The 26186-nt window shown below is 34.0% G+C and carries 17 protein-coding genes; 3 read left to right on the top strand and 14 right to left on the bottom strand.

All coding sequences use genetic code 11. The features are described 5' to 3' along the window. Window positions 1-399 precede the first annotated feature (399 nt). The 8 genes from RYL55_RS02150 to RYL55_RS02115 all read right to left on the bottom strand — a co-directional run bounded on the left by RYL55_RS02150 (window position 400) and on the right by RYL55_RS02115 (window position 15782). Window positions 400-2181, bottom strand: coding sequence for an oligopeptide ABC transporter substrate-binding protein (locus RYL55_RS02150; protein WP_399545491.1), 1782 nt, complete (start codon window positions 2179-2181; stop codon window positions 400-402). A 195-nt stretch (window positions 2182-2376) separates the two neighbouring features. Then, on the bottom strand, window positions 2377-4161 hold the full coding sequence (locus RYL55_RS02145) for an oligopeptide ABC transporter substrate-binding protein (RefSeq protein ID WP_315006876.1): 1785 nt from the start codon (window positions 4159-4161) through the stop codon (window positions 2377-2379). 238 nt (window positions 4162-4399) lie between these two features. Continuing rightward, window positions 4400-7540: a CocE/NonD family hydrolase gene (locus tag RYL55_RS02140; RefSeq protein WP_315006874.1), complete on the bottom strand. Its 3141-nt coding sequence runs from the start codon at window positions 7538-7540 to the stop codon at window positions 4400-4402. A 335-nt stretch (window positions 7541-7875) separates the two neighbouring features. Then, window positions 7876-9669, bottom strand: coding sequence for an oligopeptide ABC transporter substrate-binding protein (locus RYL55_RS02135; protein ID WP_315006872.1), 1794 nt, complete (start codon window positions 9667-9669; stop codon window positions 7876-7878). A 663-nt stretch (window positions 9670-10332) separates the two neighbouring features. Next, entirely contained in the window at window positions 10333-12126 is a 1794-nt protein-coding gene (locus RYL55_RS02130; protein WP_315006870.1) for an oligopeptide ABC transporter substrate-binding protein, read from the bottom strand. Window positions 12127-12339: 213 nt separating this feature from the next. After that, the gene (locus tag RYL55_RS02125) at window positions 12340-14079 is read right to left on the bottom strand and encodes a M3 family oligoendopeptidase (RefSeq protein ID WP_315006868.1); all 1740 of its coding nucleotides are present in this window, start codon (window positions 14077-14079) and stop codon (window positions 12340-12342) included. Between the two features lie 69 nt (window positions 14080-14148). Next, complete coding sequence (locus RYL55_RS02120; protein ID WP_315006866.1) at window positions 14149-15501, bottom strand: PFL family protein; 1353 nt, start codon at window positions 15499-15501, stop codon at window positions 14149-14151. A gap of 8 nt (window positions 15502-15509) precedes the next feature. Continuing rightward, entirely contained in the window at window positions 15510-15782 is a 273-nt protein-coding gene (locus tag RYL55_RS02115) for an ACT domain-containing protein (RefSeq protein WP_315006864.1), read from the bottom strand. A 143-nt stretch (window positions 15783-15925) separates the two neighbouring features. On the opposite strand from RYL55_RS02115, the gene RYL55_RS02110 reads away from it, so the two are divergent. After that, window positions 15926-16795, top strand: coding sequence for a helix-turn-helix domain-containing protein (locus RYL55_RS02110; protein WP_315006861.1), 870 nt, complete (start codon window positions 15926-15928; stop codon window positions 16793-16795). 505 nt (window positions 16796-17300) lie between these two features. Here RYL55_RS02110 and RYL55_RS02105 read toward each other — a convergent pair. The 5 genes from RYL55_RS02105 to RYL55_RS02085 form a co-directional block, all read right to left on the bottom strand. After that, window positions 17301-17996 carry a hypothetical protein gene (locus RYL55_RS02105; protein ID WP_315006859.1) on the bottom strand — a complete coding sequence of 232 codons (696 nt, stop codon included), beginning with the start codon at window positions 17994-17996 and terminating at the stop codon, window positions 17301-17303. Window positions 17997-18168: 172 nt separating this feature from the next. Further along, window positions 18169-20652 carry an ATP-dependent Clp protease ATP-binding subunit gene (locus RYL55_RS02100; RefSeq protein WP_315006857.1) on the bottom strand — a complete coding sequence of 828 codons (2484 nt, stop codon included), beginning with the start codon at window positions 20650-20652 and terminating at the stop codon, window positions 18169-18171. A gap of 11 nt (window positions 20653-20663) precedes the next feature. Continuing rightward, window positions 20664-21125, bottom strand: a complete 462-nt coding sequence (locus RYL55_RS02095) for a CtsR family transcriptional regulator (protein WP_315006855.1) — start codon at window positions 21123-21125, stop codon at window positions 20664-20666. A 172-nt stretch (window positions 21126-21297) separates the two neighbouring features. Beyond that, window positions 21298-22647 (bottom strand): hypothetical protein, encoded by a 1350-nt coding sequence (locus RYL55_RS02090; protein WP_315006853.1) that lies wholly within the window; start codon window positions 22645-22647, stop codon window positions 21298-21300. A gap of 148 nt (window positions 22648-22795) precedes the next feature. Next, complete coding sequence (locus RYL55_RS02085; RefSeq protein ID WP_315006851.1) at window positions 22796-24472, bottom strand: hypothetical protein; 1677 nt, start codon at window positions 24470-24472, stop codon at window positions 22796-22798. A 357-nt stretch (window positions 24473-24829) separates the two neighbouring features. Between RYL55_RS02085 and RYL55_RS08465 the strand changes: the two genes are divergently transcribed. Both RYL55_RS08465 and RYL55_RS08460 read left to right on the top strand, forming a co-directional pair. After that, window positions 24830-24934 (top strand): putative holin-like toxin, encoded by a 105-nt coding sequence (locus RYL55_RS08465; protein ID WP_399545479.1) that lies wholly within the window; start codon window positions 24830-24832, stop codon window positions 24932-24934. A 295-nt stretch (window positions 24935-25229) separates the two neighbouring features. Continuing rightward, window positions 25230-25358: a putative holin-like toxin gene (locus RYL55_RS08460; protein WP_399545478.1), complete on the top strand. Its 129-nt coding sequence runs from the start codon at window positions 25230-25232 to the stop codon at window positions 25356-25358. 316 nt (window positions 25359-25674) lie between these two features. On the opposite strand, the gene RYL55_RS02080 is transcribed toward RYL55_RS08460, so the two are convergent. Beyond that, window positions 25675-26186, bottom strand: a 512-nt coding sequence (locus RYL55_RS02080; protein ID WP_315006849.1) for an ATP-dependent Clp protease proteolytic subunit, incomplete at its 5' end; no start/stop codon positions are given.

Raw genomic sequence — 26186 nt, 5'->3', positions numbered from 1 at the left:
ACTTTTCAAAATAGTAATGAATTTTTCCCGTAGCATGATTGAAAATAACCAACTCTAGGCTATTTTCAAAAGGAAACTTTGAGACCAAGGCTCAAAGTTCAGCCATGAGATTCGCATCGCGAAGCTACTGGCGCCCTTTTCTACCTTTTGAAAAATTCTACGCATCCACATCCCACAACACAAAAGAGCCATGATACTATCCGTTGTAGATCAAGCAACCAAAGCCAAGTATTGGCTTTAGTTGCACGAAAATTCGAGATCTAAGGCTCGAATTTTAGCTATGAGACTCGCAAAAGCGAGGCTGCTAGCGTCGTAAGCTACAACAGATAGTATCATGGCTCACCCCCTAACAAAAAACTCGACCCAATCCATTTCATTGAGTCGAGAAAAAGCGTAAGCCTATTTTACAGGTTCATTTGCAGTCAATTGCAATTTAATCATAGAAGATTCATCATGGTTTGAACCGATTTTTTTATCGTAGTATTTCACACGTTTGTTAACAGCAGTTACACTTTCCCCTGTAAGAGTTGGGAAGATAAACGTTTGATCGTGTACATATTTTTGCCATTCTTTATAGAATTGAATATTCTTAGCATCATCAAATGCTTCATTTGAAGAAATTTTCTCAATCAACGCATTACCTTCAGGAGTTGTAAAACGTTGCATATTAAATTTCGCTGCTTCACCAAATAATCCTTCTGGATTTGGATCATAACCTGTTGCCCAACCAGCAGCAAACATATCAATTTCAGGATCATCTGCTTCAACTTTATCATAGAAGTTGTTTACTTCTAATGTACGTCCAGTATATAATTGAACATCCAATCCAACTTCTTTCCACCATAATAAATATTGTTGAATTAATGATTCATTCGCATCGTCACGAGTACGAGCAGCAAAGTTGATTTTTAGTTTAGAACCATCTTTATTTTCACGGATTCCATCGCCATCCACATCTTTATAACCAGCATCATCTAATAATTTTTTAGCTTTTTCTGGATTATATGCGAATCCTTCTTGATTTTTGTTATAAATATCTTGGAAGAATGGAATAATAATTGAGTTTGTTCCATGTTGTAATCCATTATACAAGTTTTTACCTGCTGTATCTGGATCAATCGCATAAGCAATCGCTTGACGTAAAGCTACATCACTCATTTTAGCATTTGGATTTACAATATTTTTACCTTGTTCTTTATCCCATTTACCAAGTTTAAATCCAATATATTCATATGCTGATTGTAATGAACTTACGAAAGTTACATTTGTTAAATCTTTAAATGAATCGTATTGAGCTGATGGCATACTTGCAATATCGTATTTACCAGCTTTCATTTCTGAAACAATACTGTCTGGTGACACAACTTCCATCACAACTTTATCAAGATTTGAACGTCCTTTATAATAATTAGTGTTTGGTACAAATGTTACTGATTCTCCTGGAACCATTGCTTCGATTGTATACGCTCCTAGACCAACGTTAGATTTACCACGAACAGCATCACTTTGCTCCCATTCAGCTACAGGAATTTTAGAGAATACATGTTTTGGCATCACATAGCTACTTACTGCACCACCTGCTAATTGCATTGAAGGTGTCATTTCTTTATAGTGAATTTTCACTGTATAGTCATCTAATTTTTCTAAACCAGAGATTGTTGAAGCGGAACCTTTATGGTACTCTTCCATCCCTTCAATATTTTTGAAGTCTCCATCATAACGTACACCAGTGTAGTCTTTATGACCAATTCCTTCATAAGTAAAAATATAGTCATCAATTGTGAATTTTTCTCCATCTGACCATTTGTAATCTTGAGAGTTTAATTTAACAGTTGCTGTTTTCCCTTCTACATCAAATGAAATAGATGCTAAACCTGAATTTACTAACTTACGATTATCATCATACTCAAACATTGATTCATCAATCATTCCTGCTACAGATGAATCTGTTGTATCAGAAGCTAATTCGTCAATGAATAATCCATTAATTGGTGATGCTGAAACAATTGCATATTTTAATGTTCCACCTTTAATTGGTTCACCATCATGAGTTACTTCAGAAACAAATTTAGTTTTGTCTGCTCCCTCTGTTGTGGTAGTTTTCGTTGTAGTTTTTGAACCACATGCTGCCATTGTCAGTGCTACTGCAGCTGTTGGTAACCAAAGCCATTTTCTTTTCATCATTTTCATCTCTCCTTAATAAATTTTTCTCAAAAAATTCATCTCTTTTTAATATGGAAATATATTAACACGGATTTTAACTGTTAGCAAGTGTTTTTTTAATTTAATTTTAATCTTTCTTATCTTATCTCATTTTCACTTTAAAAAGACTTTCCTCACGAGCATATATTCATGAGAAAAGTCTTCTAAATATTTTTATTTAACTTGTGTGTCTGATACTAATTCTAATTGATACAATGCTGATTTAGAATTACTTGTACCAATTTTTGTATCATAATATTTCACACGTTTATTAACTGCAGTTACTAAGTCCCCTACTAATGTTGGGAAGATAAATGCCTCATCATGTACATATTGTTGCCATTCTTTATAGAATTCAACATTTTTCGCATCATCAAATGCTTCTGTAGAACTAATTTTGTCGATAATTTGATTTCCTTTATCACTTACAAAACGAGCAAAGTTAAATTTAGCAGTTTCACCGAATAAGTTTGCTGGGTTTGGATCGAAACCTGTTCCCCAACCAGCTGCAAACATATCAATTTCTGGATCATCTGTTTGAACTTTTTCATAGAAGTTATTCGATTCAATGGTACGTCCAGTATATAACTGAACATCTAATCCAATTTCTTTCCACCATAATAAGTATTGTTGAATTAATGATTCATTTGCATCATCACGAGTACGTGCCGCAAATGTAATACTTAATGGAGAACCATCTTTATTTTCACGGATTCCATCTCCATCTACGTCTTTATAACCTGCTTCTTCTAACATTTGTTTTGCTTTTTCTGGATTATATTTAAATCCTTCTTGTTCTGCATTGTAAACATCTTTAAAGAACGGAATAATAATAGAGTTTGTTCCTCGTAGTAAGCCATGATATAGACTTTCACCAACTGTATCCATATCTAATGCATAGGCAATGGCTTGACGTAATACAGGATCTTTCATTTTTGCATTAGGATCTGTAATGTTTTTACCACTTGCTTTATCAAATTTTCCTAAATGGAAAGCTACATATTCAAATGAAGATTTAAATGTACTTACTAAGTTTACATTTGTTAAATCTTTATAAGATTCATATTGAGCATTTGGCATCTCAGCAATATCATATTTTCCGGCTTTCATTTCCGAAACAATATTATCTGGAGATACAATTTCCATCACTACTTTATCTAATTTTGCACGTCCTTTATAGTAATGTTCATTAGGAACTAATGTTACAGATTCACCTGGAATAATCGATTCTAATTTAAATGGTCCTAAACCAACAAACTTCGTTCCACGAACATATTCACTCTTATCCCATTCTGCTACTGGAATCGTTGAGAAAATATGTTTTGGCATTATATAAGCATTTAATGCTCCACCTGCTAATTTCATAGAAGGACGCATTTCCTTGAAATGAATTTTTACAGAATAGTCATCAATTTTTTCTAATCCAGATACTGAATCAGCTTTTCCTTCATGGAATTCTTTCATTCCTACTACATTTTCATATTTACTATTATAACGTGAACCTGTGTAATCTTTATGTCCGATTGATTGATACGTGAAAATATAGTCATCAATCGTTACAGGTTGCCCATCTGACCATTTATAATCTTTAGAATTTAATGTAACGGTTACTGTTTTACCTTCAACATCATAATCAATGCTTGCCAAGCCAGTATTTGTTAACTGTCTATTCTCATCATATTCAAAAATACTTGAATCAATTTGAGCACTAATCGTAGAGTCTAGTGAGTCTTGTGCTAATTCATCAATGAATACCCCTTTAAAGCCTGAAGATGCTACTAAAGCATATTTAAACGTACCACCTTTTATTGCTTCCCCTTCATTAACGGCTTCTGTTGCAAACTTTGTTTGAGTTCCTAACGGAGTTTTAGTAGTTGCTGTTTCTTTATTAGAATTACAAGCTGTTAAAGCTAATACTGTTGCTGCTGTTGTTACATATAACCAATTCTTTTTTTTCATCTCATTCCTCCAATTTTTCCTCTTCCACATAAATAACACATCTAATTATCTGCAACTATTTTATCATAAATTAGAAAAAATGCAATTTTTTTAATTTTTTTCACTTTTTTCACTCATAAAAATGTAATGACGAAATGAAATAAAATAGACTTCCCGCTGTAGTAAAGCAATGAGATTCGCTTTTTCGAGGCTGCTTGCGTCCCTTACTACTTATAGGGAAGTCATATAAAATAAATTATTAAGAAACCCAAACACCGTCACGATTAACTTTATAACCATCTGGTGTAATTGTATTTGTTAATAACGCTCCAGATTTATTTAAGTAGTACCATTTACTATCTACTTGAACCCAACCTGTTTCCATTTTTCCATCTTGATCTAAATAGTACCATTTATTAGAAACTTCTAACCAACCTTTTTCCATAGCTCCTGTTTCATTTAAATAATACCATCCATTCTTATAATAGAACCATTCATTTCGAGCGTATTTACCATCTTCTTTTAAGTAATACCATGAACTGTAATTTTTATCATATATCCATTCATTGGCTGCCAGTGTACCATCATTTTTCAAGTAATAATCATCTTTCCAAGTGTTTTTAGCAGATGTTCCATCTTGTTTGAAATAGTACCATTTTTGATGTTGTTCATCATAAATCCATTTATCTGTTACTTTTTGTCCATTTTTATCATAATAGGAATCTCCTTGGAATCCTACTTTTGTAGATTGAGTTAACACACTAGTATGTCCTTGTGAAGTTCTCACCGATTCTGTTGTAGGAATCTCTGCTTCTGGTAATGCTGGTTGTTCTGTTGACTCCCCATTTACCCCACCTATGAATTCAGGAAATTCTGGTTGTTCTGCTACTTCATCATTTACTCCACCTTTGAATTCTGGCAATTCTGGTTGAACTTCTGGTTCACCTTTTTCTTCAATAACATCTTTAATTGGTAAGTATTTTGCAGTTAGTGTAGCATCTTTTTCAACAACTGGTAAAACTGCTTGAATAGATTCAGTTTGGAGACGAATTTGATATTCTTTTTCAATAGATAAATCACTTAAATCATACGGATTTAAAACTAAAACTAAACGATGTCCTTTTTCAACTTTATATACATTTGGTTGTAAGTACATTGTATACTCATGAAATTCTCCAACTTTTGGTTCAATAGAATCTGTTGAAGAACTTGACTCATATTTAGAGTTTGGATTTGCTAAGTTGATCCAACCTTTTGCAATAACTTTTTGTTTAGTAGGAGCTGTCTTGAAATTCTTCACATCTAAGTTTTGAAGTGTTCCACCTTGCCAAAATGCACCTCGTACACCAGTATCATTTGCACTACCATTTACTACCGCATTAAATTCTTTATCCGAAACATCCATTAATACTCCATACATTTGGAAATTATGACCTTCCCCTTTTTCAAGGGCTGCTTTAAAGGTAACTGGAATATTCCCTTTAATCGTTATATCTTCAGACACTTCTGCAGCATAACTTGCATTTGATTTTGAAGAAACTCTTGAAATCTTTTCAAAACGATTTTCTTTATCCAATTTTGCACTTGCATAATCACTAGAAATTACAGTTTCTTTTTCTTTATTATTTGCTTTTAATACTAATTGATGATCACTTTCCCAACTATTGTAATCTGTCCAATGATTCACATTATTATTATCTTGAACCATCACAGGTGGTAATGATTCTACTTTATTATCGACATCATATAAATAGTGAGAGAACCATTCATTTAATAAATCATAGTAATCTTGACCATTTCGTTGAATACCATAACCCTGAGACATTTTAGCTGGGTAAATATGCTCCCCTTGATGAAGATACATCTTTGTTAATACGCCAGCTTTTTTCAAAGCTTGATACATTAATTCAACATGTTTTGTTTTTACATTATCATCGTTTAACCCATGTACTAATAATGCAGGAACTTTTAATTGAGGAGAAATGGTATAATCTCTTTCTTTCCATAAATCACTATAGAAATGTTCATGTTCTTTTTGATCATGATTTAATTGATTAATATAGGAAGAATAATTATTCCAAATTTTATACCAATCTTTTTGTTCAAACATACGACTTGTTACATAAATAGATAACCAAGATAAGTTACTAAATGGTTCAGAACTATATGGTGTTCCTTGACTATTAAAATAATCATACCAAGAAGCAATACCTGCAGCTGGTACAATTGTTTTTAATCCTTGAACTCCTGTTGCTCCTACTCCAAAAGTAGAAGTACCAGCCCAAGATAAACCAGTCATGCCGACATTGCCATTTGCCCAATCAGCTTTAATTTCAATATTATTTTCTCTATCAGTATAAGCTCTTCTTTTACCGTTAATCCATTGAATAATATTTTTAAATGCTCCAATTTCTAAATCAGATCCAACAGTATTATAACCTTCCGATTCCTTCGTTCCTAAACCTGCACTTGAAACAAATACATAGCCACGAATTAAGAAATAATCGTACCAGTTTAAATCTTCATAATCATTAAATCCTTCCCACTCATTAAAATAATACCAAGAAGAAGAACTTGCACTTTTAGCTGCTTCAAGAGTAGATTGTACACCAGCAGGTATTCTACGTTTCGGTTTCCCACGTAACCAATTCATATCATAAGTACCATCCGTTGGTAAATTATGGCTTTCTAATGTTACATGGTTCTCATCTAATGTCCCTGCTACATAAGGTCTTGCTTCAAAAATAGTAGAAGCCTTGTAATCTCCTTGAGCTACCGCTTTAGGCATTTGAACAATTGCTTTAACTAAGTCACGTTTTCCATCTCCATCTGTATCATAATCTGTTTCTACAAATACAGGGAAACGAACAATATCACTTTTATCAAATGAATACTCATCCGGATTTAATTGACCTGTTGAATAAGGGAAAATTGGCTGAGCTTTTCCATTTAAAAATAAAGGTGATTTCTTTTCAGAACGATAAGCATCATGAAGTTTCTGAGCGATAGAAACTAATGAATCGAACTCTGTAATCACTTGAGAAATATCTTCACCTGGTTGAATTAAACCTAAACTTTCTGCAAACCGTAATTGATCACTTTCATTTTGCCCAATTAATTTTTGAGATGTATCTGCCCATTGTAATAATTCTAATACTACTTCTTTTTTCGTTACTTGACGATTCGCAAAATTAGGTTTCCCTTTTTCTTCTAATTTAGGTTTTGAACTAGCTGCACTATCTTCTCCAACTTTAGGAGTTGTTAGTTCATTAGTTGGTGTAGTAACCTTAGTTGAACTAGTTTCCTCTGCTAACACTCCTCCATTAGAAAGTAGCGATAGTAAAACAATTGCAGAAGCTCCCACTAGCTTCCAATTCCATCCACGTTTTTTAATTTCCATTGTATATCCTCCTTGTAAGAATACGCTTTCTTATACACAGATTAACACCTTTCAACTATACAGTCAAACAATATTGTTTACGCTTACATTTTGTTAACTAAAAAACTTCCTTGTAAGTAGTTAAACCCGTGCTACTTACAAAGAAGTCATATTCAAAAACGTACTCTCATAAATGAATGTCACAACCCATAGACTTCCCTCAGTAGCGAAAGTACTAGAAGCCAATAGGATGGCTTCTAGTACAGGAAAATTTGAGACCCTAGGCTCAAATTTTAGCCAAGAGACCCACAGGGGCTACTGGCGTCCTCCGCTACATTCAGGGAAGTCATATAAATTTATTTTACTGAATTTTCGGAAACCAACTCAATTTGATACAACTCAGATTTAGAATCTTTCGTACCAATTTCAGAGTTCATGAATTTCACACGCTTGTTCACGGCAGTTACAGATTCACCAATTAAAGTTGGGAAAATGAAGGCTTGGTCGTGAACATATTTTTGCCATTGTTTGAAGAACTCCACATTATTCGCTTCATCAAACGCTTCAATCGAACCAATCTTACCAATAATCTCATTCCCCTCTGGACTTACAAAACGAGAGAAGTTGAATTTAGCTGTTTCACCAAATAAATTGGCTGGATTTGGATCATAACCAATTCCCCATCCACCAGCAAACATATCGATTTCCGGATCATCCGCTTGAATTTTTTCATAGAATAGACTTGGTTCCAATGTACGACCTGTATATAGTTTAATATCTAAGCCGACTTCTTTAAACCATAGTAGATATTGTTGGATTAACGCTTCATTTGCATCATCACGAGTACGGGCAGCAAAGTTAATCGATAATTTAGAACCATCTTTGTTTTCACGTAATCCATCACCATCTGTATCTTTATAACCAGCTTCATCTAATAATTGTTTTGCTTTTTCTGGATTATAATCAAATCCTTCTTGATTTGGATTATACACATCTTTAAAAGATGGAATAATAATTGAATTTGTACCACGTTGCAATCCATTAAAGATACTTTCCCCAGAAGCATTATTGTCAATAGCATAAGCAATGGCTTGGCGTAATACTGGATCACTCATTTTAGCATTTGGATCTGTAATATTTTTCCCTTGCTCTTTATCGAATTTACCTAAATGAAAGGCAATATATTCATATTGAGAAGCAAATGAACTAATAAAGGAAACATTTGTTAAATCTTTATACGCTTCAAATTGCGAACTTGGCATTGAAGCAATATCGTAATTACCAGACTTCACTTGAGAAACAACTGTATCAGGAGACACAACTTCCATCACCACTTTATCAACCTTTGAATGGCCTTTATAAAAGTGCTCATTTGGCACTAATGTTACAGATTCACCTGGAACGATGGATTCAATTTTAAATGCACCTAGACCAACACCTTTTGTACCACGTACATATTCACTCTTCTCCCATTCAGTGATAGGAATTGATGAAAAGATATGTTTTGGTAATACATAGGATGGTAACGAACCATCTGCTAATTGCATTGATGGACGCATTTGTTTAAAGTGGATTTTTACAGAGTAATCATCTAATTTTTCTACTCCAGAAATTGAACTTGCTTCACCACTATGGAATTTGTCCATCCCTTCAATATTCTGATAATTACCATTGTATCTAACACCAGTGTAATCTTTATTTCCAATTGCTTCAATTGCAAAAATATAATCGTCAATTGTTAAAGGCTGTCCATCTGAAAATTTGTAGTCTTTTGAATTTAGTTTGACTGTTGCAGTTTTTCCTTCAATATCAAATTCAACGGATGCTAAACCTGTATTGGTTAAACGACGATTATCATCAAATTCAAATAAAGTTGTATCAATTTGAGATGTAATTTGTGAGTCAACTGAATCAGATGCTAATTCGTCCATGAAAACTCCTTTAAAAGGAGCTGGTGATACAATTGCATATTTTAAGGTTCCACCTTTAATCGGTGTTCCTTCGTGAGTTACTTCTGATGCAAATTTCATTTTTGGTTGTGGTTTTGCACTTGTCGTAGTTGTATCACTTGATTGTCCTTTCCCGCCACAAGCTGCTAATGTTACAGCTACGGCTGCAGTTGATAAAAATAATAGACCTTTTTTCTTCATAAAAATCCTCCAAGTAAATTATTTTGAATGAACTCGATAAAAATAAGAGACCATAGTGGTCTCTGTATACAAAAAGACCACGTAAGTTCTATTGTATTAGAATCTACGTGGTCGAGTTCATTCATGATAGTAGTTTGCCACATAGATACAATTTCACGTCAATGAAGGTTGTATCTATATGTACAAAATGTACGTTAAGAACAACCTGTATCTAGTGGCTTTGCCAACGAGTATTTAATTGTAATTGTAATTTGAATACTTGATGCATGTTCTTAACTCCTTTTCGTATGATGTGGTTATTATGCACTGATTTTAAACTATTGTCAACAACTTTTTTCTGATAAATTTCGAATTTGTTTTATAAGCATTAAAAAAATAGCATAAAATCAACAAATAACAATATTTTTTATCGCCAAAATTATACATTACTTATATAAAAAAGACTCCCCACAATAGCTTAGCAATGAGACTCGCATTTGCGAGGCTGCTTGCGTCCTCCGCTACTTACAGGGAAGTCATATTCCTAAATGTATCCTCATAAATGAATACAAAAAACATAGACTTCCCTCAGTAGTAAGAGTACCATGAGATTCGCTTTTGCGAAGCTGCTGGCGTCCCTTACTACTTAAAGGGAAGTCATATAAAAATAAACTAATCTTTTAATTATTTAGTAGCTGTTTCTGAAACAACTTCAAGTTGGTATAAAGCAGATTTAGAATCTTTATTACCAATTTCAGAGTTCATGAATTTCACACGTTTGTTCACGGCAGTTACAGAATCACCAATTAAAGTTGGGAAAATGAACGCTTGATCGTGAACATATTTTTGCCATTGTTTGAAGAACTCTACATTCTTCGTTTCATCGAATGCTTCAGTTGAACTGATCTTAGCCATGATATCGTTACCTTCTTGGCTTACGAAACGAGCAAAGTTGAACTTAGCACTTTCACCGAATAAGTTAGATGGGTTTGGATCATAACCTGTTCCCCATCCACCAGCGAACATATCGATTTCTGGATCATCCGCTTGAACTTTTTCATAGAATACATTTGATTCAAGAGTACGGCCAGTATAAAGTTTTACATCTAAACCAATTTCTTTCCACCATAATAGATATTGTTGGATTAATGATTCATTTGCATCGTCACGAGTACGTGCTGCAAAGTTAATAGATAATTTAGAACCATCTTTGTTTTCACGTAATCCATCGCCATCTGTATCTTTATAACCAGCTTCATCTAACATTTGTTTAGCTTTTTCTGGGTTATAATCAAATCCTTCTTGATTTGCATTGTAAATATCTTTGAAGAATGGGATGATGATTGAGTTTGTTCCACGTTGTAAACCATGGTACATACTTTCACCAGCTGCATTAATATCTAATGCATAAGCTAATGCTTGACGTAAAACTGGATCTTTCATTTTAGCATTTGGATCCGTTACGTTTTTACCTTGTTCTTTATCAAATTTACCTAAATGGAATGCAATATATTCATATTGAGAAGCAAATGAACTAATGAATGAAACATTTGTTAAATCTTTGTACGCTTCATATTGAGCACTAGGCATTGAAGCAACATCATAGTTACCAGCTTTCATTTGAGAAACAATTGTATCTGGAGAAACAACTTCCATTACAACTTTATCTAATTTAGCACGACCTTTGTAGTAATGTTCGTTTGGAACTAATGTTACAGATTCACCTGGTGTGATTGATTCAATCTTGAATGGTCCAAGACCTACACCTTTATTTCCACGTACATAGTCACTCTTTTCCCATTCTGCAACTGGAATAGTTGAGAAGATATGTTTAGGCATTACGTAGTAAGGTAAAGCACCCCCTGCTAATTGCATTGATGGACGCATTTGTTTGAAGTGAATTTTCACTGAGTAGTCATCTAATTTTTCTACCCCTGAAATTGAGCTAGCTTCACCACTGTGGAATTTATCCATACCTTCAATGTTTTGGTAGTTTGCATTATAACGAACACCTGTATAATCTTTATTACCGATAGCTTCAATTGCGAAAATATAGTCATCGATTGTTAAAGGTTGTCCATCAGACCATTTATAGTCTTTTGAATTTAATTTAACTGTAGCAGTTTTACCTTCAACGTCAAATTCAAAAGAACCCATACCTGTATTTGTTAATTTACGATTTTCATCATATTCAAATAATGTAGTATCAATTTGAGATGTAATTGATGAATCACTTGAATCTGATGCTAATTCATCCATGAATAATCCTTTAAATGGAGATGCTGAAACTAATGCATATTTTAATGTTCCACCTTTAATTGGTGTACCTTCATGCGTTACTTCAGATGGATATTTAGTTTTTGGTTGTGGAGTTCCACCAGTTGTAGTTGAGTTGCTAGATTGTCCTTTTCCACCACATGCTGCTAATGTTAAAGCTACAGCTGCAGTTGAGAAAAATAATAGTCCTTTTTTCTTCATATTTCCTCCTGACTGTCAGAACTATATCAGAATTGTCTGACAATTAAATTAACTTCCTATACTTTAACAGTTTCTTAATAAAAAAGCAATCATTTTTTATTAATTTTTTTCATTTTTTTTATAGAAATTTTATCATCTGTTATTTATTCTTTATCACATCTATGTTTAGACATAAAAAAGAGACGATAAAACTCGTCTCTTCTGATACTATTCTTACTTATTTAATGGAGTTAAAGCAATAAATGCTTCAATAGACTCTGCTACTTCTGCTAATGCTTTCTTCCAGAATTCTGGAGTACTTACATCTACTCCTAAAACTTTAGCAGTATCTTCTACACTTGATACAGTAGTTGCACGAAGTAATTCTTGATATTTTTCAACAAATCCTTCTGGTTGTTCTTGATAGATTGCATATAATCCTTTAGAGAATAATCCACCAAATGCATATGGGAAGTTATAGAAACTTAATCCAGTGCTATAGTAATGAGGTTTACATGCCCACATATATGGATGTAAGTAAGATTGATCTAGTCCATCACCGTACGCTTCTTTTTGTGCAGATAACATCATTTCTTCTAAATCTTTAGAGAACATAAATGATTGTTCACGATTTTCAAAAACAGCTGATTCAAATAAGTAACGAGAATAAATATCTACGATAATTTGAGTTGTATCTTGTAATTGAGATTCAATTAATGCGATTTTTTCTTCATCACTTGCTTCTTTAATCGCTGTATTCATAATGATGTTTTCATTAAATGTTGAAGCTGTTTCTGCAACTGGCATTGAATAATCTTGGTTTAATGGACGATGGTTTTCAATGTGTAATCCGTGATATGCATGTCCTAATTCGTGCGCTAATGTTACAACATCACTTAATGATCCAGTAAAGTTTGTTAACACACGTGATTGTTTAATCATTGGTAAGTTTGCACAGAATGCTCCCCCAACTTTTCCTTTACGAGGGTAGAAATCAATATAGTGTTTATCGAAGAATTCTTCTGTCATTTCTGCTAAATCAGCTGAGAATGTTTTGAAGTTTTCAATTAAATAATCTTTTGATTCTTCCACTGTAAATGTACGACTGCTGTTTCCAACAGGTGCAAATAAATCATAGAATGGTAATCCATTTTCATGACCTAATAAAGCTGCTTTATGGCGTAAATATTTTCTAAAGTTTGGTAAATATTCACGGATTGCTTCTAATAGTGCATCTAAAGTTTCACGACTCATACGAGAAGCTTCTAAAGTATGTGCTAATGGAGATTCAAATCCACGTAATTGCGAAGTCGTTAATACTTCTTTTTTAATATGGTTTAATGAGAAAGCGATTGGTTCTTTAATCGCATCATACATTTTCAATTCTGCTTCATACGCTGACTTACGTACTTCTGCATCGCTATCATATGCTTTACCACGAATTTCACTTAAAGTAACTACTTCACCTTTATATTCACCTTGAGCACTTGACCACATGAAGTCGAATAATTGAGACCAAGCTTTTCCGCCACTAATAGACATTTTTGCTAAAACTTCTTCTAACTCATCACTTAATAAGTGAGTCGCATCTTTTTTAGCTTCTTCAAAATAATAACGATATTCTGCTAAGAAAGGATCTGTTGTAATATCTGTTTGAATCGTTCCTAAAAATTTTGAAACTTTCGCATAAGTAGCTTGTAAATCAGCTGAAACTCCTGCTAATTGTACTTCCACTTGTGTCGCTGTTTCATGCGTTGTATCTGTCGCTAATGTTAAATGAATATAATTATATAAACGACCTGTTAACACTGTTGATTCTTCTAATAATTTTACAACTTGTGTAATTCCTTCAATCGAATCTTCTAGTGGTAAACTTTCAAATTTTCCTTTTAACGCTTTATAAGCTTCTACATCTTGTTTAAATTCTTGACTTTCAAATGATGGATATAAATCTTCTAATGTCCATTCATACATCTTTCATTCCTCCTCTTTTTTGTGTATCTTTTATTATACTGTATTTAGTACACTTTTTCCATGATAGGATTAATTTTTCAATGATTGTACAGGTGCTGGAATTCTTCCTCCACGGTTGACGAATAAATCACAATTTCCCTCTTTAACAGGCATAATTGGAGCATATCCTAACAATCCACCAAACTCTACAGAATCTCCTACTTTTCCACCAGGAACAGGGATAATACGTACAGCTGTTGTTTTTGTATTAATCATTCCAATAGCAGCTTCATCCGCAATAATTCCTGAAATTGTTGAAGCCGTTGTATCTCCAGGCACAGCGATCATATCTAACCCAACGGAACATACGGCTGTCATCGCTTCTAATTTATCCAATGTTAAAACTCCATTGGCAGCTGCTTCAATCATTCCTTCATCTTCTGAAACAGGAATGAAGGCTCCACTTAATCCACCAACTGCAGAACTAGCCATCATACCACCTTTTTTTACAGCATCATTTAATAATGCTAAGGCTGCTGTTGTACCATGAGTTCCTGTCACTGACAAGCCCATTTCTTCTAAAATACGAGCGACTGAATCCCCTACTGCAGGAGTTGGTGCAAGAGATAAGTCTAAAATTCCAAATGGAATGCCTAACATTTGACTTGCTTTTTGACCAATTAATTCCCCAACACGAGTGATTTTAAATGCAGTTTTCTTAACAATTTCGGCAATTTCCGTTAATGTTTCAGCTTCATGATTTTCAAGAGCAGCTTTTACAACCCCAGGACCAGAAACTCCCACATTAATGACCGCATCTGCTTCTCCACTTCCATGGAAAGCTCCCGCCATAAATGGATTATCTTCTACTGCATTACAGAAAATTACGACTTTAGCACAGCCAAATCCTTCTGGAGTAGTTTCAGCTGTTTCTTTAATGATTTCTCCAACTAATTTTACTGCATCCATATTAATTCCTGCTTTTGTAGAACCAATATTCACAGAACTACATACAATGTCGGTTACTTTCATTGCTTCAGGAATGGAACGAATTAACACTTCATCTGAAGGACTCATTCCTTTTTGAACTAAGGCAGAAAATCCACCAATAAAAGATACGCCAATCGCTTTAGCTGCTCGATCCAATGTTTGAGCAATAGACACATAGCTATCTGCTTTAGTAGCTGCTGCAATTTGCGCAATCGGTGTTACGGAAATTCGTTGGTTTACAATTGGTACACCATATTGAAGAGATAATTCGTGAGCTGTTTTCACTAAATCTTTTCCGATACGAGTAATTTTATTGTAAATATTTTGATTTAACACTTCGATATCCGGATGAATACAATCATGTAAATCAATTCCAATAGTAATCGTACGCACATCGAAGTTTTGTTCTTTAACCATCGAAATCGTTTCTAAAATTTCACTATGTTGAACCATTCCTTCACCTAACCAATCCGATGCATCGCTTCAAAAATTTCATGATTTTGAATGCGAATATCTAATGCTAAAGTTTTTCCTTGTTCGTGAATATAAGGAGCCAATTCTACAAACGGCATTTTGCTTGCTGATACATCTACTAAAATTAACATTGTAAAATATTCTTCCATAATTTCTTGAGAGATATTTACAATATTAATATTTTGTTCTGATAATAATTTTGATACTTCATAAACAATACCGACACGATCTTTGCCGACAACTGTTACGACTGCTTTCATTTTCTCACTCCTTTTATAAAGTTGCTTCTATTGTATCGAATTTTCAAAAAAAATCCTAGTCAAAACATTAAATTCCTTTTCTTCTTTTTATTTCGTCACCTTTTTAGTGTATACTACAAGAGAAGAATGAAAAGGAGACAATTATGAAATACGAAGAATGGTTACAATTATTTCCAAATTCTAAAATAATACATCACATTCCACAAGATACGAAAGATTATGTGATTTCTTTAGAAGACAACACTTATTTACAAATTCCATATGAAGAATTATCCAGTCGTGAATTAGCTTTACTTGAAGCCATAACAAAAGCACCCGTAAAAGTGGCAACTCACCTTCCACCTTGGCAACAGTATTTAGAACAAGGAGGTCAATGCCCTGTTCAATTGGAGAGTGTTCAGTTTATTCATGTTTGTTTAATTCAAAAAAATGAGGATTTTAATGAGCAAGAATGGTTAGAGATGATACAAGAGATTTTCGGAGATGTTATCACGAGTTTTTCTTGTTTTCCAAAGCATTATACGATTGTGAGAAAGGCGGATGTTGAAACGATTTCGACTCAGGAGTTACAAGCAATCCATGCAACGGTTGAGGAAGATTTTGCGATTTCGATGAAGATTTTTATTGGGAATGTTTGGAAAATGGCAGAGGAAATTCCGGGGATTTATCAAGCGGAGAAAGCTTTATTTGTGACGTATTTGCATGAGTCGAATAAGCAGACTTGTTTGGCTTTTGCGCCAATGGTTTTATGGGGATTCACTCAGAAAAAATTAGATTTTTCTCCTATTCCTGAGACTTTATATGCGCAAATGGTTCAAGATGAGTTTCCGGATTTAATTGAGGCGTTGTGGCAAGAGCGTGGGACTTTGACGAAGGCGGCTACTCGTTTGTTTATTCATCGTAATACGTTACAGTATCGGATTGATCGTTTTGGGCAGTTGACGGGATTGGCGCTGAAGAATATGGACGATCTGACTCTCTGTCATTTTCTTTTGATGCAACAGGAATACTAAAAAATACAAATCCTCTCACCATTTCTTTGATAGTGAGGTCGCAAGCAGCCACCTTCGGTGTCTCATTGCTAAAAATCAAGCCTCGGTCTTGATTTTTCCCTGTAATATTAGCCTTTCATAGCTAATATTACTTTCACTATAAAGAAATGGTGGAGGATTTTTTATATCCATATTGTATCGGGGCGTTTTTATTAAGGGGATTATGTACATAGTGAGGACGCCAGTAACCAGCTTTGCTGTCTCTTGGCTAAACTTCGAGCCTTGGTCTCGAAGTTTCCCTGTAAAAATATCCAGAAAAGGATATTTTTACTTTTACTACGTTGAAATTAGGGTTCTATTTTTTAGTTTCTTTTATATTGGGGTGTTTTTATTGAGGGACAAACATAAAGTGAGGTCGCAAGCAGCTACCGTTGATGTCTTATTAATTTCACTATCAAGAAATGGTAGGGATTTTTCCACAAAAAAAGACGACCTGAGTCGTCTTCTTCTCATCTCACATTAACGATTATTGCGCTATACCATTTGCGTTTACATAGTAGCCATCAGGAGTTGTTGTGTTTCTTAAGATAGCTCCTGATTTGCTTGCGTAAAACCATCCGCCATTTACTTCAAACCATTCGTTTACTGCCATTTCTCCTGATGTATTGAAATGATAAACTTCATCTTGATATGTAATAAATACATTCGTAAGAATTGTACCTTTTCCAGATGCAACATACCATTTGTTTCCTACTTGGAACCATTCATCAACTTTTACTGCACCTGATTTATCTGCATAGTACCAGCCCTCTGTTGTTTGGAACCATTGATTTTCTTTCATCGCACCTGATTCATCAAAGTAATAAAAAGTTTTATTTACTTCTAAAAATCCTTTTTGCATAAGTCCAATACCTTTTTGTTCACCAGTTAATTCTGATAGATAATACCAAGAACCATTGTCTTGAACCCAACCTGTTTGAACTTCACCAGTTTGACTTACATATATCCAAACTTTATGTGTTCCTTCTTTACTATCTTCAGACTTAGCATTGATTGATTTCCAACCTTTTGTTAGTTGTCCATTTTCAACGTAATATACTTTTCCATCTTTATGAGCAAATCCTGTATTACTTTGTTCTGCTGCATGTACATTTGAACTCGTTGCTAAAAATCCAGCACCTAAAACTGCTAAACTAGCTAATATTAATTTTGTTTTTTTCATAAAAACTCTCCTTTATCATTACTACATATGCACTACTGTTGCTTTATAACTGTACCACTTCATTCTCTAGAAAGTCAAATGTTACAAGTGGGATTTTATAAACTTCCTACTAAAAAAACAATAGCCCCGAATCTTCGAGGCTATCTTCTACCAATTATATATACATTTCCACTTACACAAGAGCAGGAGTTTTTACAGTTTTTTCTTTTTTCTCTTTCCCTTTAATGGTAATTTTCCCTTTTGTTGCACCAATAGTAACTTGTTGTCCGAAGCGGATTTCTCCACTTAACAATGCTTCACTTAGTGGATCTTCAATTTTCTTTTGAATAGCACGGCGAATTGGTCTTGCTCCATATTCTGGATCAAATCCTTCTTCTGCTAGTACATCTAATACTGCAGAAGTAATTTTCACTGTAATATTCAATTCTTGTAGTCTTGAAGTAATTTCTTTTGCCATAATGCCAACAATTTGTCTTAGTTCTTCTTTTTGAAGTTTATGGAAGACAATGGTTTCATCAATACGGTTTAATAATTCTGGTCTAAATGAATTTTTCAATTCTTCACGAATTCGTTTTTCCATCGTATCATGGTTTTGTTGAACCATTTTTGCACCGAATCCTACTGATTTTTCTTCACGAAGAGCGACAGCTCCAAGATTTGATGTCATAATAATGACAGTATTTCTGAAGTCCACTTTTCTTCCTTTTGAATCTGTTAGATGCCCATCATCTAATACTTGTAATAAAATATTAAACACATCTGGATGTGCTTTTTCAATTTCATCTAGTAAAATTACGGCATACGGACGTTGACGAATTTTTTCAGTTAATTGTCCACCTTCATCAAAACCAACATATCCTGGAGGAGAACCTACTAAACGGCTAACAGAATGTTTTTCCATATATTCAGACATATCAATTCTGACTAGTGCATCTTGCTCTCCGAACATTGCTTCTGCTAAAGTTTTCGCTAATTCTGTCTTCCCAACACCAGTTGGGCCTAAGAATAAGAAGGAACCAATTGGGCGGCGTGGATCTTTTAATCCACTTCTTGCACGACGAATCGAACGAGCAACCGCACTAACGGCTTCAGATTGCCCAATCACTCGTTTATGTAGCACAGATTCTAAGTTGATTAAACGTTCGCTTTCTTTTTTCTCCATTTGTTGAAGAGGAATTCCTGTCCATTGAGAAACAACTTCTGCAATATCCCCTTCTCCAATCGAAGCAACATAGTCTGTTTTTGGTGAAGCTTCTAATTTTTCGATTAATTTTTCAAGTTTATCTCTTTTCGCTAATTCTTTTTTACGGAATTTTGCTGCTTCATCAAAGTTTTGGTGTTGAATTGCTTGATTTTTCAATTGTTCAAAATGTAAAATTTCTTCTTCTAATAAGACAATTGGAGAAACTTTAGTTGTCACATCTAAACGTGCTTTTGCTGCTGTTTCGTCCATTAAGTCAATTGCTTTATCTGGAAGACGTCTTGAAGTAATGTAACGAACCGATAATTGCACCGCTGCTTGAACTGCTTCATCTGTAATTTCTACATGGTGATGCGATTCATAGTGTTTTCTCAACCCTTTTAAAATTTGAATACTATCTTCAGCAGTTGGTTCTTCTACATGAATCGAAGCAAAACGACGTTCTAAGGCAGCATCTTTTTCAATATATTTTTGATACTCATCTAAAGTTGTTGCCCCAATCACTTGTAATTCACCACGAGCTAAGGCAGGTTTTAAAATATTCGAAGCATCAATCGCTCCTTCTGCTCCACCTGCACCAATGAGTGTATGTAATTCATCGATAAATAAAATCACATCTTGTTGCGTATAAATTTCTTCAATGATTTTTTTCATTCGTTCTTCGAATTCACCACGGTATTTTGTTCCTGCTACTAATGCACCCATATCTAACATCATTAAACGTTTGTTTGCAATTTCTTCAGGAACTTCACCATTAACCATGCGTTGAGCTAACCCTTCTACAATAGCAGTCTTACCCACACCAGGTTCCCCAACTAATACAGGATTATTTTTCGTACGGCGACTAATGACTTGAATCATACGACGAACTTCTTCATTTCTTCCGATTACTGGATCTAACTTCCCTTGTCTTGCTAGAGCTGTTAAATCTCTTGATAAGCTATCCAATGTTGGTGTTTTATCTTTAGTGCTACCACCAGATACTTGACCTTTTGTTGAACGAGCTTTGGAAGGTTGAATGCCAATTTTTTCATAAATTGTCTTCATTAATTCTTCTAATTCAATATGATTATCACGCATAATTTTTGTCGCTAATACTTCTTCTTGAAGTAAGCCTAATAATAAATGTTCTGTTCCTACTTGAGGAATTTTCAAACGTTTCGCTTCTTCTGTCGCTGCAACAACTACTTTTTTAGCTCTTGGAGAATAAGGCATTAAATATGGATCAATTTCTTTACGATTACTTCCGTATCCTGTTAATGCTTCAATTTCTTGGCGAACAATCTCTGCCGTTAGTCCTCTTTCTCTTAATAAGATTCCAGCAATTCCTTCTTGTTCAATAACTAGACCTAATAACAAGTGTTCTGTACCAACTGCTTGATGTCTAAAAGAAATTGCTTCTCTAGCAGCTAATACCATTGCACTACGTGCTTTTTCTGTAAACATTTCACCCATTCACGTCACCCCTACTTATACTTTAAACTGGTTAATATATTTTTCATCATATTACTACGAAGTTGATCACTACATTGCTCTGCATCCGTTAACGATTCTTTCGACATTGCAATCAACAATAATTGTGCTTCTCTTTTTGAGAGGAGCTCATTATCATATAAATTTTGTAAAATATGATTGGCTTGTTTGATGGATAATTCTTCTGGAACTACTTCTAATAAGGCATCAATAATATCCATATCATCGACTAAATTCACTTTCATAATACGGATATAACCACCACCACCACGCTTACTTTCAACGACATATCCTTGTTGAACAGTAAAACGAGTATTAATGACATAATTAATTTGCGATGGAACACAATTGAAACGGTCCGCAATTTCACTACGACGAATCTCAACTTTCTCTTGTGCTAATAAGACGTTTTTTAAATATTCTTCAATAATATCCGACATATTTGACGGTTGCATACGAACTCTCCTCTCTTTTGACTTTCTTTGACTTTAATTATACAAAATAAATTTCTCTTTGCCAATAAAAAGTACTCCATCTGTAAAAATTTGTTACAAATTATTCAAAAAATCCTGCCAGTGATTTCTCACCAACAGGATTGTACTATTTTATACATTCAAACATCATCGATTACTTCGAATCAGGAAGTAAACATCCCGCTTCAATTAGCCCTTCAATGACTGCAGAGATATTTAATGGACGTATATTCTTTCCCTGTAAAAATTTTTTCAACTCATTGTACGTAATCGTTTCATGATTACTAATATATTCCAATGCCATCGAAAGAGCAGATTGTAACTCTTCTAATTCACTTTCTACAGAGGAGGATTTTTTAGCACCTTCATGAAAATCTCTCCTTTCACGAAGTTCTTCAGATAAGTTGAAACCGTCAAAGTCATCTAAATCATCGAGATCATCAAAATCATAATACGGATCATCAGAAGTAATCAAATGAAACAGCTCTTCATGAGAATACATATCAATCACAGATGTTTCTGTACTAATTGTAAACGGAATTTTAAAAATTTCCATCACTGGATCTAAGCACTCCTTCAAGAATGGGGCAAAAACTCCTCTTGTCACCCATCTTTCCGGAGTCATTGGTACATCATTATAAAAACCTAATAACGCATTTTGTATAAATTCAGGATCTAATTTATCCATTGGCTCAATGAGTGCTATTTCCATATCAGTTGAAATAATTAAAATATATTGAGGGCCATTTTTTTCATCATTACCATAAAAATGAGATGGAGAAAGCATTAAACGTATTTCAAATGTATCAGGTACAGATACTTGAATCCCTTTTTTCACACGATAAAGAGATAATTCCGGTACATACAGTTTTGGTTTTTCTCCTTTATACCCAATAAATTCCTTGTAAGTTAGTTCTTCCTCAAAGTGAAGAATATCTCCTTCTTCATAGACACTTTCTTGTTTTTTTGGATTATACGTAATCTTTGGCAAGGTATTTTTTTCAGTTGGTTTTGAAGTGGAAGCAAGTAATGCAAGATTTCCTTCTTGTGTTAACCAGTCTAATACTTTTTTACAGAAATTCCCTTCTGACACTTTTAAATCTCTGGATAATAATTTAGAATCATTTAAACTGAAAATTAATGGATATAATTTCTTTCTTTTACGAGTAATCCCAAAGTCTCTTAATATCATTTTTTGACTTCTCGGAATAAACTCTAATGGAACAAAGACGATTTGAATTCCTTTCCGTAATCCTTCAATTTCATCTAAATCTTCTTCCGTTTCTGCTATTTGGACAATAGCCTCTTCTGCTCTAATTCTTTGTTGATATTCACGAACAGTTTTATGGAAAAATGCTGTAAATTGCCCTTCCTTATTATGCATTAATTGCACAATGAATTGGACTTTTCCAGCTTTATTACAAACTGCTGCTACCATAAATTCCTTATCAAATTTTGTTAATGCTTCTTGAACTTGATATAATCCATTGTAAATCTCTTTCATTTTCACCACTCCCATTTTGTATTCACTTACATTGTACTATGCTTTGATAAAAAAGACTATACATTCCTTATAAATTAAAATTATTGAAAAAATTTCTCCAATAATACTAAAAAAAGTGCATCAGACGAATCCGATACACTTCTTTCTTCTATTTAATTGATATATTTCTTACTTCTCCATGTGGATTCACTTGCATTTCTACCATTTGTTCTTTTTGTACAAACGGCAAGCGATTTTGAATCGTAGCTGGAGCACGATAAACTTTATCATCCACTAATAAATAGTAAATCGTATTTCCATTAATCACGACACCTTGAATATCTTGGACTTTACCCGTCACACTTGTTAGATGATCATCACTTTCTGTTCCCACTTGTTCGGTTGGTGCAGATTGTTCATATTTTTGAATTAATCGACTTACGCTCGTTTCAACATAAACGTTTTGATAATTTTCCACATCAATTAAGGCGTATTTTTTAATCAAACCTGAACCATCTTTTAAGGATAAAATATACATCGGTCTACCATTGAGGCTAATGAGTAGTGGGAAGGTTGCTTTATATCCTGTTTCTTGTACACTACCTTCTGCAGAACTCATTGCTGAGAATTCTTCTGCCGCTGATACTGGATACATTTTTGCTTCTTTTGTACGAGTATTAACTAATACGAATCCAATATTTGAATTGTCAGAAGCTACCGAAGTAATTCCTGTATAAAGGTAAATATCATCATTCATTGGTAAGTAGTTATACCCTTTTGTAGGAACTGTCACTCCTTTTTTAGAGAAAATCGTATTCCAGAATCCTAATTTATATTTCCCATTCATTTCTAACTGATGTAAAATTAATTCCGCACTATACACACGGTCTACCCAATTAGGAATTTCTTGTAAATTATAATGCTTACTTTCACCTGTCAGAGCATTCACCGTAATTAAACCATTCACTTCAGGTTCTCTTAAGAAAAAATTACGACTATAAGTTGAAGCAATATAATATGGTGTCCCTTCATCATCCACTTCAAAACTTGGACTACCAAATAATGTAAATGGATGATGGAAACGTAAGTGACGATGAATATTACGGTTGAAATACTCTGCTTCACTATAACGAATTGGTTGATCCGGTTTCTTCACTTCTACATCCCCAGTCACCATATCTACTTGCATATAATTTGGGATGCCATCTTGATGATTGGAGAACCATTTCCAAAATCCTGCATATTTTAATGGAGAAACACGATACGGATGATTTTGAATATTAATTTGCGTATAATCTTCCGCCACTTCAAATTGAGAAACTAGGTCTGTTAACGCACCAATTCGACGATTGCCTAATCGTGAAGCTGTATCACGATCAATTAATGGAATTTGGTTAACATCCGTTTTTGGAAAATCTGTCGCAAAATCTGCATTTTTCACTTGAATCATTTTAGAATAAGATTCTGCAAAAAATAATGGAGATAAAATAAAGTAACTTGCTGCAGCAATAACAATTAAAACTCCAACTATTGATAATACAATTTTAGAAACTAAGTGACTTTTAGACTGGCTCACTTGCTCCCAAGAAAACTTACTAGTGCTAGTTTTAAAAGCAATACTAGCTCCTGTCACCCATTCAATCGCTCCAACTAATACTAAAATCAAGGCTAAAAACACCCAGAAAGCAGGTGAAGCATAATGAATTGGTGGTAAGTTTTTATAATAGTAAAGTGCAATAATCATTACTGCAATCACATATAAAATTGATTTTGAAAAATTCAATCGAAGACTCTTTCCCTGTTGATTTCTCGCACTTCGATTGGCACTATTGGTTACATCTTTCATTTGTATTCCCCCTTTTGTTGTCTTCATTATAAGTTTATCTTATAAAACTGTCCATACAACTTTGGGATGATTTTATTATCTAATGAACAATAATTCATTTATAAAAAATATCGCCTCCCAACATGGTAATTGGAAAGCGGTATTTCTAACTTTAGATAGTTAGCGGTGTTATAGGTTCATAATACAAAAAATTTATTTAAACGTCAAACAATGTGACTTTTCGCACATTCTACTGTTATTTCCAGTTCGTTTATGGTACACTCTCATCGTAGAAAGTTTTAAAGCGGTGGCAATCTCTATAAAGGTAGGTGATGCTTATGAGCATCTTCATGAAATCTATCGAAAGGAGGTTGCACTTTGTCAGTCTATGAAGCGTTGACATTAGTGTGTTCTTTTGCGACTTTACTAGTTACATTAGTATCACTCGTTGTCAAACTTATAGAAATCAAGACAAAAAAATAACACCGCTCATGACTTTGGTAGAGTTTGCGGTGTTATAATAACACTATAATATCTGCCACCGTCTTTTCAACGGTCTACATCAGAGTCGAGTTCCAGCTCGGCTCTTTTTATATCTTCATTATATCAGAAGTTCATAAAAATTCAAATAATGTGATTACCTACACATTCCACTGTTATTTCCATTTCGTTTATGGTACACTCTCTGCGTAGAAAGTTTTAAAGCGGTGGTAATCTCTATAAAGGTAGGTGATGCTTATGGGCATCTGTTTAAAATCTATCGAAAGGAGGTTGTACTTTGTCAGTCTATGAAGCGTTGACATTAGTGTGTTCCTTTGCGACTTTATTAGTTGCGTTAGTAGCACTAGTTGTCAAACTGATAGAAATCAAGACAAAAAATAACACCGCTCTAACTTTGACAGGTTAGCGGCGTTATCTTAACGTCAAAATCTTGCCACCGTCTTTTCAACGGTCTACATCAGAGTCGAGTTGGCGCTCGGCTCTTTTTGTATCTTTATTATACCAAAAACAAAACGGATTGCAAATTTCTGTAATTCCAAGGTTTCCTTTCATATTAAAAATATGTGATTCTATCTTATCAAGCACATATTGTCAAACACAGGCAATTCTATCTCAGTAAAACACAAACTTATCCCTCATGACAATCCTACCTATTACGTTCATCCTCATCACACAAAAATAGTCGCCTCATTCCTCAGAAATCGGCGACTCCATCCTATTTACTATTGTAAATCTTTTGAGTTTATCATAATCGCATCAATTAAACCATAATCTAACGCTTCTTGAGCTGTCATATAGTTATCACGATCTGTATCTTTCTCAATCGTTTTAATTTTTTGCCCCGTTTGTTTTGCTAAAATGGCATTTAAACGTTCACGTGTTTTTAAAATTTGACGAGCAACGATTTCGATTTCTGTTGCTTGACCTTGTGCTCCACCTAATGGTTGGTGAATTAATATCTCAGCATTTGGTAATGCATAACGTTTGCCTTTTGTACCGGCTGTTAATAAGAATGAACCCATTGAAGCTGCAAGTCCCATTGCAATTGTTTGAACATCTGCTTTAATAAAATTCATTGTGTCATAGATTGCTAAACCTGCAGTAACACTTCCTCCAGGAGAGTTGATATACATATAAATATCTTTCTCAGGGTCTTGTGCATCTAGGAATAATAATTGCGCAATAATCGCATTTGCCATATCATCGTGGATTGGTCCACTTACCATAATAATAC

Source organism: uncultured Granulicatella sp., from assembly GCF_963515615.1.
Classification (GTDB): Bacteria; Bacillota; Bacilli; order Lactobacillales; family Aerococcaceae; genus Granulicatella.
Note: the sequence above shows the minus strand (reverse complement) of the source record. Positions and strands in the feature narration are given on the sequence as shown.

What these genes read in the sequence shown, in the direction of transcription:
- RYL55_RS02085 (WP_315006851.1), bottom strand. Translation starts at nt 24,472, where the DNA reads ATGAAAGATGTAACCAATAGTGCCAATCGAAGTGCGAGAAATCAACAG.
- RYL55_RS02115 (WP_315006864.1), bottom strand. Translation starts at nt 15,782, where the DNA reads ATGAAAGCAGTCGTAACAGTTGTCGGCAAAGATCGTGTCGGTATTGTT.
- RYL55_RS02125 (WP_315006868.1), bottom strand. Translation starts at nt 14,079, where the DNA reads ATGTATGAATGGACATTAGAAGATTTATATCCATCATTTGAAAGTCAA.
- RYL55_RS02150 (WP_399545491.1), bottom strand. Translation starts at nt 2,181, where the DNA reads ATGAAAAGAAAATGGCTTTGGTTACCAACAGCTGCAGTAGCACTGACA.
- RYL55_RS02095 (WP_315006855.1), bottom strand. Translation starts at nt 21,125, where the DNA reads ATGCAACCGTCAAATATGTCGGATATTATTGAAGAATATTTAAAAAAC.
- RYL55_RS02130 (WP_315006870.1), bottom strand. Translation starts at nt 12,126, where the DNA reads ATGAAGAAAAAAGGACTATTATTTTTCTCAACTGCAGCTGTAGCTTTA.
- RYL55_RS02145 (WP_315006876.1), bottom strand. Translation starts at nt 4,161, where the DNA reads ATGAAAAAAAAGAATTGGTTATATGTAACAACAGCAGCAACAGTATTA.
- RYL55_RS02090 (WP_315006853.1), bottom strand. Translation starts at nt 22,647, where the DNA reads ATGAAAGAGATTTACAATGGATTATATCAAGTTCAAGAAGCATTAACA.
- RYL55_RS02105 (WP_315006859.1), bottom strand. Translation starts at nt 17,996, where the DNA reads ATGAAAAAAACAAAATTAATATTAGCTAGTTTAGCAGTTTTAGGTGCT.
- RYL55_RS02120 (WP_315006866.1), bottom strand. Translation starts at nt 15,501, where the DNA reads ATGGTTCAACATAGTGAAATTTTAGAAACGATTTCGATGGTTAAAGAA.
- RYL55_RS02110 (WP_315006861.1), top strand. Translation starts at nt 15,926, where the DNA reads ATGAAATACGAAGAATGGTTACAATTATTTCCAAATTCTAAAATAATA.
- RYL55_RS02140 (WP_315006874.1), bottom strand. Translation starts at nt 7,540, where the DNA reads ATGGAAATTAAAAAACGTGGATGGAATTGGAAGCTAGTGGGAGCTTCT.
- RYL55_RS02100 (WP_315006857.1), bottom strand. Translation starts at nt 20,652, where the DNA reads ATGGGTGAAATGTTTACAGAAAAAGCACGTAGTGCAATGGTATTAGCT.
- RYL55_RS02135 (WP_315006872.1), bottom strand. Translation starts at nt 9,669, where the DNA reads ATGAAGAAAAAAGGTCTATTATTTTTATCAACTGCAGCCGTAGCTGTA.